The organism is Cupriavidus sp. 09_S30 (genome assembly GCF_056930435.1).
In genome coordinates, this window is the sequence record NZ_JBXOWI010000002.1 from 1129763 (window position 1) to 1141966 (window position 12204).

Consider the following 12204-nt stretch of genomic DNA (forward strand, 5'->3'; position numbering starts at 1 on the left):
GCGCGCTCAAGCCAGCAGCGCCGCGATGCGCTCACGCTGGCGCGCATCGGGCAGGCGCCCCAGCCCGGCCCCGAGGTTGTCGGTCATGTTGCGCGGCTTGCTGGTGGCGGGTATCGCGGCAGTCACCGCCGGATGGCCGACGACGTACTTGAGGAAGAGCTGGCCCCACGAGACGCAGTCGATCTCGGCCGCCCAGGGGGGCAGCGGCTTGTCCTTGACGGCCGCGAACAGGCGGCCGTCCTGGAACGGGCGATTGACCAGCACCGCCACGCCGCGCTCCTGGCACAGCGGCAGCAGCGCCCGTTCGGCATTGCGCTCGCCCAGCGAGTAGTTGCACTGCACGAAGTCGAGCCGTTCGTTGCGCACGATGTCGGCCAGCGCCTGGTGCGCGTCTTCGCGGTAGTGGGTGATGCCGATATAGCGGATCTTGCCCTGCTCCTTGAGCTGGCGCAGCCAGCGCAGGTTGTTGCGCCAGTCGACCAGGTTGTGCACCTGGAGGAGATCGACCTTGTCGGTGCGCAGGTCGCGCTGCGATTGCGCCCATTGCGCCTGGGCCGGCGCACCCGCCTGCGCCGACACCTTGGTGGCGAGAAAGACCTTGGCGCGCGCGTGGGCGGCCTGCAGCAGGTCGCCGGAGACGGTCTCGGCGCTGCCGTAGCTGGGCGCGGTGTCCAGCACCGAATCGCTCTGGCCGAGCAGCAGCGCCAGAACTTCGGCCAGCGGCGCACGCTCCGCGGCGCTGCCGCCCACGTCGAAGGTGCGCGCCGTGCCCAGTCCGATCACCGGCAGCATCTCCCCGCTGGCCGGGATGGCGCGCTTGAGCGGCTCCGGCGCCGCCAGGGCGCCCCGGGGCAGGCCTGCCGCCAGGCCGGCGGCAAGGCTCGCGGCAAGGCCGAGGAACTGGCGTCGATCCGCTGGCATGGGCGATCCTCCTGGCGACGGCGGTTTTTTGACCATAGCGGCTTCGTGAAGGCTTGTAAACGTCGGATCGAGCCCCCGGGACGTCAGCGTCACGCCACGTCACCGCCGTGCTCGCGAAGGCGCCTGCGCCTCGCCGTGTCGGACGCCGTCCGCCGGCGCTCGGCGGGTGCATTATCCGATTGCAAAATCCGTTATCCAGTACAACAATCGCGAACCAGAGCGAGAACACATAGCGCCAGCCGATCGCCCATCGCCCATCGCCCATCGCCCATCGCCCATGGCGCAGCGCGCCGGTGTCGGTGGCAGGCCCATCCTGAAGGATGCAGGCGGGCGCAACAGGAGACATGGATGCAGCAACCCCAACTGGCGGGCGCCGGGGCGCGCCGCCAAGGCGGCCGTCCGTGCCGCGCTGCGCGGGCGGCACCGCCGTCCGGGAGGGCGGCGTCGTGATCCTGACCCGCGCGCTCGGCGTGCTGTTCGACGGCATTGCCTATGGCAGCCTGCTGTTCCTGGTCAGCGTGGGCTTGTCGGTGACCATGGGCCTGATGAACTTCGTCAACCTGGCGCATGGCGCGTTCGCCATGGCCGGGGGCTACATCGCCGTGGTGCTGATGAGCCGGGCCGGCGTGCCCTTCCTGGCGGCGCTGCCCATCGCCTTCGCGGGCGCGGCCGTGCTGGGCTGGGCGCTGGAGCGCACGCTCTACCGCCGCCTATACCAGGCCAGCCACCTGGACCAGGTACTGTTTTCGATCGGCATGACCTTCGTCGCCATGGCTGGCGCCACCTATCTGTTCGGTCCAGGCCAGCAGCCGGTCGAGCTGCCCGCCATGCTGCGCGGCCAACTCCGCCTCGGGACGCTGGAACTGGGTAGATACCGCCTGTTCCTGATCCTGCTGGTGATCGTGATCACGGCCGCGCTCGGCTGGCTGGTGGCGCGCACGCGCTTCGGTGCGCAGGTGCGGGCCGCCGTCGACAACCCGCAGGCCGCGCGCGGCCTCGGCATCGATGTGGCGCGGGTGTTCAGCCTGACCTTTTCGCTGGGCTCGGGGCTGGCAGGGCTGGGCGGCGCGCTCGGCGTCGATGTGCTTGGCCTGGACCCCGCCTTCCCGCTGAAGTACATGGTGTACTTCCTGCTGGTGGTGGCGGTCGGCGGCGCCGGCTCCATCCGCGGCCCGCTGCTGGCGGCGCTGGTGCTGGGCGTCGCCGACGTGGCCGGCAAGTACTACGTGCCGGAGGTCGGGGCCTTCGTGATCTACGCCATGATGGTGTTGCTGCTGGTGCTGTTCCCGGCCGGCCTGTACGGGAGGCGGGCATGAGCGCGCAGGGCGAAGGCACACGCGCCGGCGTGGCCGAGATCAGGCCGGCGCATCCCCCGCAGCGCGCGGGCACGCTGCCAGACGGACGCTGGCACCCGGCCGAAGGCCTGTTCTGGCTGATGCCGGTGGCGGCCTTCTTCCTGCTGCCCGACTACCTGATGCTGGGCAGCCAGGTGCTGATCACCGGCCTGTTCGCGCTCTCGCTGGACCTGATCCTGGGCTATGCCGGCATCGTCTCGCTCGGGCATGCGGCGTTCTTCGGGCTGGGCGCCTACACCAGCGGGCTGCTGGCCGCGCATGGCTGGGGCGAGCCGCTGTCCGGGCTTGCCGCCGCGGCGATGGTGGCCGCGGCCGCGGGCTGGGCGAGCAGCTTCCTGGTCGTGCGCGGCGGCGACCTGACGCGCCTGATGGTGACCCTGGGCATCGGCCTGATGCTGTTCGAGGCCGCCAACAAGGCCGCGGCGCTGACCGGCGGCGTCGACGGCCTGTCCGGCGTCACCATGGGCAAGCTGTTCGGCGTGTTCGAGTTCGACCTGTTCGGCAAGACCGCCTACCTCTACAGCCTGGCGGTCACCTTCGGGCTCTTCCTGCTGCTGCGGCGGCTGGCGAGCTCGCCGTTCGGACTGTCGCTGCGGGGGCTGCGCGAAGGCGCGCGGCGCATGCCTGCGCTGGGCGTGAACGTGCCGGCGCGGCTGCGCGCGGTGTACACGCTGGCCGCCGCCATTGCCGGGGTGGCGGGCGGACTGCTGGCGCAGACCACGCAGTTCGTCGGCATGGACGTACTGGGCTTCCCGCGCTCGGCCGAGCTGCTCGTGATGCTGGTGCTGGGCGGCACCGGCCGCCTGTACGGCGCACTGGCCGGTGCGGCGCTGTTCATGATCGCGCAGGATTTGCTGGCGGGCATCAATCCGGTCTACTGGCAGTTCTGGATCGGCTTGCTGCTGATGGCGATGGTGCTGTTCGCACGCGGCGGGCTGATGGGCGCGCTGGATGCCCTGTGGGCGCGGCGCTTGCGCCGCAAGTCCACCATGGCCGCCAAGGCCGCCGAGGCCGCCATGACTGGCAAGGAGGGCGCATGACGGCCTTGTTGCGGACCGAGGGCCTGTCGAAGTCCTGGGGCGCGTTCGCCGCCAACAGCGACATCTCGCTCAGTTTCCCGCCGGGTGCGCGCCATGCCTTGATCGGGCCCAACGGCGCGGGCAAGACCACCTTCATCAACCTGCTGACGGGCGCGCTGGCGCCCAGCGCCGGGCGCATCTGGCTCGGCGAGGAAGACATCACGCGCCTGCCGCAGCATGCGCGCGTACGCCGCGGCATGACGCGGACCTTCCAGATCAACACGCTGTTTCCCGGCCTGACCGTGCTCGAATCGGTGGCGCTGGCGGTGGCCGAGCGCACCGGCGCCTCGCGCATCTGGGCCCGCACCGTCGCCGCGCAGCGGGCGCTGGCCGACGAGGCCATGGCCGTGCTGGCCAGCCTCAGGCTCGACGGCGAGGCCGATACCCTGACCCGCGCGCTGTCCTACGGCAAGCAGCGGCTGGTGGAGATTGCGCTGGCGCTGGCCACGCGGCCCGCCATCCTGCTGCTGGACGAGCCCGCGGCCGGCATTCCCGCCGGCGAGAGCGCCGAGCTGTTCGCCGTGATCGACGCGCTGCCCGACGATATCACCGTGCTCTTCATCGAGCATGACATGAACCTGGTGTTCCGCTTCGCGCAGCGCATCACGGTACTGGTCGGAGGACGCGTGCTGACCGAAGGCACGCCGGCGGAGATCGCCGCCGATCCGCGCGTGCGCGAGGTCTATCTCGGGGAGGCGGCGCATGGCTGAACTGCTGCGTGTGGCGGGACTGGCCGCCGGCTACGGCGATGCCACCGTGCTGGACGGGATCGAGCTGGCGCTGGACGCGGGCGAAAGCCTGGCGCTGCTTGGCCGCAATGGGGTGGGCAAGACCACGCTGCTGGCCACGCTGATGGGCTTCACGCGGCAGCGCGCCGGCACCCTGCGCTGGCGCGGCGCCGATCTCGCGCGGCTGCCGCCGCACCGGCGCGCCCAGGCCGGCCTGGGCTGGGTGCCGCAGGAGCGCTGGATGTTTCCCTCGCTGACCGTGGAGGAGCACCTGAGCGCGGTGGCGCGCCCTGGCTACTGGACGGTGCCGCGTGTCTACGCGCTCTTCCCCCGCCTGGAAGAGCGCCGCGCCAACCTGGGCAACCAGCTGTCGGGTGGCGAGCAGCAGATGGTGGCGATCGCGCGCGCCTTGATGACCAATCCGGCGCTCTTGCTGCTGGACGAACCGATGGAAGGTCTCGCGCCGATCATCGTGCAGGAGTTGCAGCGGGTGATCGGCCGGCTGATCGCAGGCCATGCCGGCGAGGCGGGCATGGCGGTGATCCTGGTGGAGCAGCACGCGCGCCTGGCGCTGTCGATGACCGCGCGCGCCATGGTGCTGGAACGCGGTCGGGTTGTGCACGCCGGCACCAGCGCGCAATTGCTGGACGATGCGGAGCGGCTGGATCGCCTGCTGGGGGTCGGATAGGACGGGGATAGGGCGGGGAGGGCGGGCCGGCGTTCCCCGCGCCGGCCCGCCTGCTTCTTACTTGCCCGAGTTACTTGCCCGAGTCCTTCACCTCGGCGAACTTGTCGAACTCCACGTTCTGCAGTTCGCCACCCACCTTCTCCACGCGGCGGATATAGACGGTCTGCACCACGTCGCGCGTGGCCGGGTCGATCTGGATGGGGCCGCGCGGGCTAGCCAGTTTCATGCCCTTGAAGGCGGCCATCATCTTGTCGGGGTCCACATTGCCGCCGTTCTTCTTGAGCGCCTCATAGATGGCCGCCATGCCGTCGTAGGCGGCCACCGCCATGAAGTTGGGGCGGCCGGCACCGGGGTTGGTGTCGGCGAAGGCCTTGAGGAAGGCCTTGTTCTCCGGCGAATCGTGCGCCATCGAATAGTGGAAGGAGGTGATCACGCCCAGCGTGGCGTCGCCCATCGCGGGCAGCACGTGGTCGTCGGTCAGGTCGCCGGTGGCGATGACGCGGATGCCGGCTTCCGCCAGGCCGCGCTCGCGGAAGCCCTTCATGAAGGCCACCCCTTGTTCGCCGGCCGGCAGGAAGAGGAAGACGGCCTCGGGGTGTGCGTCCTTGATACGCTGGATGAAGGGCGCGAACTCGGGGTTGCGCAAGGGCACGCGGATGGATTCGAGCACCTGCCCGCCGCCGCCGATGAAGTTGGTCTTGAACGCCGTTTCGGCATCGATGCCGGGCGCGTAGTCGGCCACGAGCGTGACCACCTTGCGCACCTTGTTCTTGACCGCCCAGGTGGCCATCGGCGCCGAGACCTGCGGCAATGTCATCGAGACGCGGGTGATGTAGCTGGACTTGGTGGTGATCACCGAGGAAGCGGCATTCAGGATCACCATCGGCTTCTTCGCCTGCTCGGCCACCGGCGCCACCGCCAGTGCCTCGGGCGTCAGGCCGAAGCCGGTCAGGATGTCCACCTTGTCGCGCACCACCAGCTCCTGCGCCAGCCGCTTGGCCACCTCCGGCACGGGGCCGGTGGTGTCCTTCAGGATCACGGTGACCTTGCGGCCTGCCACGCTGTCGCCGTGCAGCTTCTGGTAGGCCTTGATGCCGCCTTCCATCTGCTTGCCGTAGTCGGCGAAGCTGCCGGAGAAGGGGGCGATCAAGCCGATCTTGACGGGCTCGGCCGCGCGCGCGGCCGCCGGCAGCAGGGCGGTGGCGCCGCAGAGCGCGGCCGCGGCCATGGCGGCGGCGCGCAGCAAGGGTGCTGGCTTCATGGAATGGTCTCCTGTTGGCGCGCGGCTCGGGCGGCCGCGTCGATCATGCAGTGTAGGGGCGGGCGGGCCTCATGACAATGCGGGGCGTGCTAGCATGCCCGCGATACCACTCTCGGGGAGATTGCCATGGCCAAGCGGGAACGCAGCGCACGCCTGCTGCAGGAAGAGGTCAGCCGGCGTATCCAGAGGATCGACGAGATTGCCGACGAGGGCGCGCGGATTCGGGTGCCGCTGCCCCAGCCGCATCCGCGCGACGCGCGCGGACGCAACTGGGACATGAAGGGCATCGGCCAGTCCACGGGGCACGAGCGCGCCATCCGCGCGGTGGTCGACCGCGCGCGCGACGAATTCGACCTGGGCGATGCGCCGCCCAGCTCGGCGCCGAATCCCTTCGGCAACTGAGGCGCGGGCGCCGCGCTGCCGTCAGCCGACGATGGCGGCCAGGCCGAGCGTGAGCAGCAGCGCCACCACGGAGATGATGGTTTCGCAGACCGTCCAGGTCTTCAGCGTCTGCGGCACCGTCATGTTGAAGTACTCCTTGACCAGCCAGAAGCCGCCGTCGTTGACGTGCGACAGGATCAGCGAACCGGCGCCGGTGGTCAGCACCAGCAGTTCGGGATGCGTGCCCGGCACGTTGAGGGCGATCGGCGCGACGATGCTGGCGGCGGTGGTCATGGCCACGGTGGCCGAGCCGGTGGCGATGCGGATCATGACGGCCACCAGCCAGCCCAGCACCAGCACCGATACGTGGGCGCCGGTGGCCACCTGGACGATGGCGTCGGAGATGCCGGAGTCGCGCAGGATGCGTCCGAAGCCGCCGCCCGCGCCGACCACCAGCGTGATGATGGCGATGGGCGCCACGCACTCATTGGTGAACTTGAGGATGGTCTCGCGGTTGAAGCCGCGTGCGCGGCCGAAGGTGTAGAGGCTGACCAGCACGGCGATCAGCAGCGCCATCACCGAGTTGCCGATCAGCTTGATGAAGTCGTTGGCGAAGGTCTTGGGCGTGGTGTACAGATCGGCCCAGCTGCCCAGCAGCATCAGGATCACCGGCAGCAGGATGGTGAACACCGTGATGCCGAAGCCGGGCAGGTGGTGCGAGGCCTTGACGCTGTCGGCTTCCTCCGTGAACTGTTCGGCCAGCGGGTTGGTCTCCGGCAGCTTGACGTAGCGGTCCATCAGCCTGGCGAACAGCGGACCGGCGATGGCCGCGGTCGGGATGCCGACGATCAGCGCGTACATGATGGTCTTGCCGATATCGGCGCCGTAGGCGGTCACCGCCAGCAGCGCGGCCGGGTGCGGCGGAATGAGACCGTGCACCACCGACAGGCCGGCCACCATGGGCAACCCCACCAGTACCATCGAGGTGCCGGTGCGCTTGGCCACGTTGAAGGCAATGGGGATCAGCAGCACGAAGCCGACCTCGAAGAAGACCGGCAGGCCGACGATGAAGGCGATGGTGACCATGGCCCAGTGCACGTTCTTCTCGCCGAAGAAATCGATCAGCGTGCGCGCGATGCGCTCGGCGCCGCCCGATTCGGCCATCATCTTGCCAAGCATGGTGCCCAGGCCGACGACCAGCGCGATGTGGCCCAGCGTGCCGCCCACGCCGGCCTCGAAGGACTTGATGATGTCGCCCATCGGCATGCCCACGGCAAAGCCGAGCAGCACCGACACGGTCACCAGGGTGATGAAAGGGTTGAGCTTAAAGCGTGCGATCAGCACGACCAGCGCGATCACGGCGATCAGCGCATAGATCAAGAGTGTGGTTCCGGTTACGGCACCCATATTGTCTCCTTGCGCGGCACGGCCCCGGAGCCGCCCGCTTCCGCTGCGAACGTGGCCGCGCCCGCTGCGGCGCCCAGGGCAGGGCGCCGCCCGGCGGGGCGGCCGTTTTTCAAATCAGGTAGAAAGCTGAGAAAGCTTGAGAAAGCTGCTTGAATCAGGCCGCGCCCGCCTTCCATGGACGGGCTGCGGCGGCGCCGGTTCAGGCCGACGGCTTCTTGTAGGCGATACAGTCCACTTCGACCTTGCAGTCCACCACCATGCTCGATTGCACGCAGGCGCGCGCCGGCGGATTGGCGCCGAAGTATTCCTTGAAGATCTTGTTGAACGAGGCGAAGTCGCGCGCATCGTCCAGCCAGACGCCGCAGCGCACGACGTGCTCGGGGCCGTAGCCGGCATCGGCCAGGATGGCCAGCACGTTCTTGATGGCCTGGTGGGTCTGCGGCACGATGCCGCCGTCGATCACCTCGCCTGCCACCATCGGCACCTGGCCAGAAACGTAGAGCCAGCCGTCGGCCTCCACCGCGCGCGCGAATGGCATGTGCTGGCCGCCGGTGCCGGTGCCGCCTTCGACGCCGTATCGTTTGATGTCCATGGGTACTCCTGTGAAACCGTGTGGGAAAGGATAGAGGGGGAGGGCGGCGCGCTTCAGGCGCCGCGTGCAAGAAAGCGTCCGGCGCGGGTGCCGGTGGACTGGCGTTCCTGCCAGGACAGCTCGCCGTTGACCCAGACCGCGGCAATGCCCTCGGCGGGCTGCATGGGGTCGGCGAAGGTGGCGGCGTCCTGGATGGTGTCCGCGTCGAACAGCACCAGGTCGGCCCAGTACCCTTCGCGCACCAGGCCGCGCCCGGCCAGGCCGAAGCGCTCGGCCGGCAGTCCGGTCATCTTGTTGACGGCGACCGCCAGCGGGAACAGCTCGCGGTCGCGGGCGTAGTGGCCCAGCACGCGCGGGAAGGCGCCCCACAGCCGCGGGTGCGGCAGCGGATCGTTGGGCAGGCCGTCGGAGCCGATCACGGTGGCGGGGTGGCTCAGGATGCGGTCGACGTCGGCGTCTTCCATGCAGTGGTAGACCGCGCCGGCGGGCTGCAGCCGGCGCGCGGCCTCGAACAGGTCCACCTCCCACTCGGCGGCGATCTCGGCCAGCAGCAGTCCGCCCATCTCGGGATGCGGCTCCGACCAGGTGACCGTGATGTCGAATTCGCTGGTGACCTGCTTCAGGTCCAGCGTGGAGGAACTGGCCGTGTAGGGGTAGCAGTCGCAGCCGACGGGCTGCCAGCGGCGCGCGGCGTCCAGCGCGTCGAGCACCTCGCCGCTGCGGCCCCAGTTGGGCACGCCGGCACACTTGAGGTGGGAGATCACCACCGGCACGCGCGCGTGGCGGCCGATGCGGAAGGCCTCGTCCATGGCGTCGAGGATCTCGGCGAATTCGCTGCGCAGGTGGGTGGCATACAGCGCGCCCGCATCCGCCAGCGGCTCGGCCAGCGCCAGCACTTCCTCGGTCGGCGCGCAGAAGGCATTGGCATAGGCCAGCCCGGTCGACAGGCCGAGCGCGCCGTGCGCCAGCGCGTCTTCGAGCTGGGCGCGCATCGCCGCAATCTCTTCGGGACGGGCCGCGCGGTCGAGGCGGTCCATCTGGTTGCTGCGCAGCGCGGTGTGGCCGACCAGCGCCGCCACGTTGACGGCCGGGCGCGCGGCCTCGATCGCCCGCACGTAGGCGGCGAAGTCCGGGTAGCGGAAGGCATCGGCGCCGCCCAGCAGGTTCATCGGGTCGGGCGGCTCGCCCTTGAGCGTGACCGGCGCCGCGCTGATGCCGCAGTTGCCCACGATGACGGTGGTCACGCCTTGCGACAGCTTGGGCGCCATGCCGGGCTCGCGCACCACGTTGGTGTCGTCGTGGGTGTGCACGTCGATGAAGCCGGGCGCCAGCACCAGGCCGTGTCCCTCGACCACGCGCGCGGCGGCGTCGCGGTCGATGGACCCGGGTGCGTCGATGCGGGCGATGCGCCCATCCCGCAGCGCCACGTCGGCCAGGCGCGCTGGCGCGCCGGAGCCGTCGACCAGGGTCACGTTGCGGATCAGGGTGTCGAAGGCGTGGGGCATCTCAGTCTCCCAGCGGCTGCCGGCCGTCGCGGTGCGTGCCGCGGTGCGCGTCCAGCACGTACTTGAGGCGGCGCAGCCGCTCCTTGCTCGGTTCCTGCTGCAACAGCGCGAGCTGGGTGGCGAGCACGTCCATCACCAGCATCATGGCGTAGCGCGATGCCGAAGGCTTGAAGATGAAATCCGTCTCCAGCGAGCGCACCGGCAGCAGCACGTGCGCACGCGCTGCCAGCGGCGAGCCCAGCGCCGTCACCGCGACCAGCCGCGCGCCATACTCCAGCGCCACGTCGCAGCTCGCCAGCAGCTCCGGCACTTCGCCGGTGGCCGAGAAGGCGAGTACCACGTCGTCGCGCTCCAGCGTCGCCGCCACCATCTTCTGCAGCAGTGCATCCTGGTAGCTCGCCACCGGCCGGCCCAGCCGCGCCAGACGGAAGCGCGCCTCGTCCGCCATGAATGTGGAGCCGCCGCCCATGCCGAAAGCGTAGATCATGCGCGCGCCGAGCAACAGCCGGGCCGCGTGTTCGATGCGCTCGGCGTCGATCAGCTTCAGGTTGGCGTCGAGCGAGGCCACCGCGTCGGCGTGGATGCTGCCAGCCAGCGTGGCCGGTGCCGGCTCGGCCGGCGGCTGCTGCAGGAAGCGCTGGCCGACGGCGGTGGCCTGGGCCAGGCGCAGCTTCAGGTCGCGCACGTCGCGGCACCCGATGGCCTTGGCGAAGCGGGTGACGCTGGCCTCGCTGACACCCGCCTTGCGCGCCAGCTCATTGATGCTGGTGGCCGCTGCGCCGGCCAGGTCGGCCAGGATCACCTGCGCCACTTTCTGCTCGGCCAGACGCAGCGCGGGGCCGCGTTCGGCAATGCGGGTCAGGATGTCGAAAGTGGGGCTCATGTTGGCTGGTTGCCGTGGCGGCTTGGCGTGTTACTTTATAACAAAGGTGAAATATCGTAATTTCAAGGCTATGATTACGTCAATCGGAATTTCGCAGGACCCTTTCAGGGTAAGGAAAAGGTGAGAGATACGATGCGTGAAATAAAGTATCAGGCGGGCATCATCGACCCCCTCAACAAGGCCCTGGGCAAGCTGGACGCCCCGCTGGCGCCGGGCGACGCGGGCTCGGGCCTGGGCTGGAGCCTGCTCGACGAAACGCTGAGCCTGCCCGCCGCGGTGCTCTACGAGGACCGGCTGGCGCACAACCTGGCGTGGATGCGCAGCTTCGCCGAAAGCTACGGCATGCAACTGGCGCCGCACGGCAAGACCACGATGGCGCCCAAGCTGTTCGCGCGCCAACTCGCCGCAGGTGCCTGGGGCATCACGCTGGCGACCGCGCATCAGACCGCCGCCGCGCATGCGCACGGCGTGCGCCGCGTGCTGATGGCCAACCAGCTGGTCGGCCGCCGGAACATGGAGATCGTGGCCGATCTGCTGCGCGATCCCGATTTCGAGTTCTTCTGCCTGGTGGATTCGCCGGAGCTGGTCGACCAGCTCGGCGCCTACTTCCAGGCGCGCGGCCAGAAGCTGCAGGTGCTGCTGGAGCTGGGCGTGGCGGGCGGCCGTACCGGCGTGCGCGACGCCGCGCAGCAGGAAGCGGTCCTGGCCGCGCTGGCGCGCTGGCCCGAGGCGCTGTCGCTGGCCGGCGTGGAGCTGTATGAAGGGGTGCTCAAGGAAGAGAGCGACATCCGCGCCTTGCTGCAGCGCGCGGTGGCCGTGACGCGGCAGTTGCTCGAGGCCGGCCGCTTCGGCCGCAGCCCGGCGATCCTGTCCGGTGCGGGTTCCGCCTGGTATGACGTGGTGGCCGAGGAATTCGCGGTCGCCCGTGCCGGCACCGCGGTGGACCTCGTGCTGCGCCCTGGCTGCTATCTCACGCACGATGTCGGCGCGTACCGCGCCGCCCAGGAACGCATCCTGGCCGCCAATCCAGTCGCGCGGCGCATGCACGAAGGCCTGCTGCCGGCGCTGCAGGTCTGGGCCTATGTGCAGTCGCTGCCCGAGCCGGACCTGGCCATCATCGGTATGGGCAAGCGCGACGCCGCCTACGATGCCGGCATGCCCATCCCGGCGCAGAGCTACCGGCCGGGAAGCGCCGGGCCGGTCAAGACGCCGGCCCACTGGGAGGTGACGGGCATGATGGATCAGCACGCCTACCTGCGCATCCAGCCCGGGGACGACCTGCGCGTGGGCGACATGATCGCCTTCGATATCTCGCATCCGTGCCTGACCTTCGACAAATGGCGCCACATCCCGGTGCTCGACGACAAGCTGAGAGTCGTCGACGTCGTGCAGACCTTCTTCTGA

Annotated in this window: 12 protein-coding genes; 6 read left to right on the forward strand and 6 right to left on the reverse strand. The window is 69.8% G+C overall.

The window, feature by feature from the left end; genetic code table 11:
- Nucleotides 1-6: 6 nt before the first annotated feature.
- Nucleotides 7-921: an aldo/keto reductase gene (locus tag AC1Z3O_RS25230; RefSeq protein ID WP_483518618.1), complete on the reverse strand. Its 915-nt coding sequence runs from the start codon at nucleotides 919-921 to the stop codon at nucleotides 7-9.
- Nucleotides 922-1373: 452 nt separating this feature from the next.
- Here AC1Z3O_RS25230 and AC1Z3O_RS25235 point away from each other — a divergent pair, with 452 nt between their 5' ends.
- The 4 genes from AC1Z3O_RS25235 to AC1Z3O_RS25250 are packed head-to-tail and all read left to right on the forward strand — an operon-like array spanning nucleotide 1374 to nucleotide 4771.
- Nucleotides 1374-2237, forward strand: coding sequence for a branched-chain amino acid ABC transporter permease (locus AC1Z3O_RS25235; RefSeq protein ID WP_483521976.1), 864 nt, complete (start codon nucleotides 1374-1376; stop codon nucleotides 2235-2237).
- Nucleotides 2234-3316: a branched-chain amino acid ABC transporter permease gene (locus tag AC1Z3O_RS25240; protein ID WP_483518620.1), complete on the forward strand. Its 1083-nt coding sequence runs from the start codon at nucleotides 2234-2236 to the stop codon at nucleotides 3314-3316. The genes AC1Z3O_RS25235 and AC1Z3O_RS25240 overlap by 4 nt, the downstream gene beginning before the upstream one ends.
- Entirely contained in the window at nucleotides 3313-4065 is a 753-nt protein-coding gene (locus AC1Z3O_RS25245) for an ABC transporter ATP-binding protein (RefSeq protein ID WP_483518622.1), read from the forward strand. The genes AC1Z3O_RS25240 and AC1Z3O_RS25245 overlap by 4 nt, the downstream gene beginning before the upstream one ends.
- Complete coding sequence (locus tag AC1Z3O_RS25250) at nucleotides 4058-4771, forward strand: ABC transporter ATP-binding protein (RefSeq protein ID WP_483518624.1); 714 nt, start codon at nucleotides 4058-4060, stop codon at nucleotides 4769-4771. The genes AC1Z3O_RS25245 and AC1Z3O_RS25250 overlap by 8 nt, the downstream gene beginning before the upstream one ends.
- Nucleotides 4772-4841: 70 nt before the next feature.
- Here AC1Z3O_RS25250 and AC1Z3O_RS25255 read toward each other — a convergent pair whose 3' ends face one another.
- Nucleotides 4842-5999, reverse strand: a complete 1158-nt coding sequence (locus tag AC1Z3O_RS25255) for an ABC transporter substrate-binding protein (RefSeq protein WP_483521978.1) — start codon at nucleotides 5997-5999, stop codon at nucleotides 4842-4844.
- 159 nt (nucleotides 6000-6158) lie between these two features.
- Here AC1Z3O_RS25255 and AC1Z3O_RS25260 point away from each other — a divergent pair, with 159 nt between their 5' ends.
- Entirely contained in the window at nucleotides 6159-6434 is a 276-nt protein-coding gene (locus AC1Z3O_RS25260; RefSeq protein ID WP_483518626.1) for a hypothetical protein, read from the forward strand.
- Nucleotides 6435-6455: 21 nt separating this feature from the next.
- On the opposite strand, the gene AC1Z3O_RS25265 is transcribed toward AC1Z3O_RS25260, so the two are convergent.
- The 4 genes from AC1Z3O_RS25265 to AC1Z3O_RS25280 form a co-directional block, all read right to left on the reverse strand.
- Nucleotides 6456-7820 (reverse strand): GntP family permease, encoded by a 1365-nt coding sequence (locus AC1Z3O_RS25265; RefSeq protein WP_483518628.1) that lies wholly within the window; start codon nucleotides 7818-7820, stop codon nucleotides 6456-6458.
- A 199-nt stretch (nucleotides 7821-8019) separates the two neighbouring features.
- On the reverse strand, nucleotides 8020-8412 hold the full coding sequence (locus tag AC1Z3O_RS25270) for a RidA family protein (protein WP_483518630.1): 393 nt from the start codon (nucleotides 8410-8412) through the stop codon (nucleotides 8020-8022).
- A gap of 53 nt (nucleotides 8413-8465) precedes the next feature.
- The gene (locus tag AC1Z3O_RS25275; protein ID WP_483518632.1) at nucleotides 8466-9917 is read right to left on the reverse strand and encodes an N-acyl-D-amino-acid deacylase family protein; all 1452 of its coding nucleotides are present in this window, start codon (nucleotides 9915-9917) and stop codon (nucleotides 8466-8468) included.
- 1 nt (nucleotide 9918) lies between these two features.
- Nucleotides 9919-10800 carry a MurR/RpiR family transcriptional regulator gene (locus AC1Z3O_RS25280; protein WP_483518634.1) on the reverse strand — a complete coding sequence of 294 codons (882 nt, stop codon included), beginning with the start codon at nucleotides 10798-10800 and terminating at the stop codon, nucleotides 9919-9921.
- A gap of 132 nt (nucleotides 10801-10932) precedes the next feature.
- Between AC1Z3O_RS25280 and AC1Z3O_RS25285 the strand changes: the two genes are divergently transcribed.
- Nucleotides 10933-12204 (forward strand): amino acid deaminase, encoded by a 1272-nt coding sequence (locus AC1Z3O_RS25285; protein ID WP_483518636.1) that lies wholly within the window; start codon nucleotides 10933-10935, stop codon nucleotides 12202-12204.

Coding starts and splice junctions, on each gene's coding strand:
- AC1Z3O_RS25230 (WP_483518618.1), bottom strand. CDS start 921: ATGCCAGCGGATCGACGCCAGTTCCTCGGCCTTGCCGCGAGCCTTGCC.
- AC1Z3O_RS25240 (WP_483518620.1), top strand. CDS start 2,234: ATGAGCGCGCAGGGCGAAGGCACACGCGCCGGCGTGGCCGAGATCAGG.
- AC1Z3O_RS25245 (WP_483518622.1), top strand. CDS start 3,313: ATGACGGCCTTGTTGCGGACCGAGGGCCTGTCGAAGTCCTGGGGCGCG.
- AC1Z3O_RS25250 (WP_483518624.1), top strand. CDS start 4,058: ATGGCTGAACTGCTGCGTGTGGCGGGACTGGCCGCCGGCTACGGCGAT.
- AC1Z3O_RS25255 (WP_483521978.1), bottom strand. CDS start 5,999: ATGGCCGCGGCCGCGCTCTGCGGCGCCACCGCCCTGCTGCCGGCGGCC.
- AC1Z3O_RS25260 (WP_483518626.1), top strand. CDS start 6,159: ATGGCCAAGCGGGAACGCAGCGCACGCCTGCTGCAGGAAGAGGTCAGC.
- AC1Z3O_RS25265 (WP_483518628.1), bottom strand. CDS start 7,820: ATGGGTGCCGTAACCGGAACCACACTCTTGATCTATGCGCTGATCGCC.
- AC1Z3O_RS25270 (WP_483518630.1), bottom strand. CDS start 8,412: ATGGACATCAAACGATACGGCGTCGAAGGCGGCACCGGCACCGGCGGC.
- AC1Z3O_RS25275 (WP_483518632.1), bottom strand. CDS start 9,917: ATGCCCCACGCCTTCGACACCCTGATCCGCAACGTGACCCTGGTCGAC.
- AC1Z3O_RS25280 (WP_483518634.1), bottom strand. CDS start 10,800: ATGAGCCCCACTTTCGACATCCTGACCCGCATTGCCGAACGCGGCCCC.
- AC1Z3O_RS25285 (WP_483518636.1), top strand. CDS start 10,933: ATGCGTGAAATAAAGTATCAGGCGGGCATCATCGACCCCCTCAACAAG.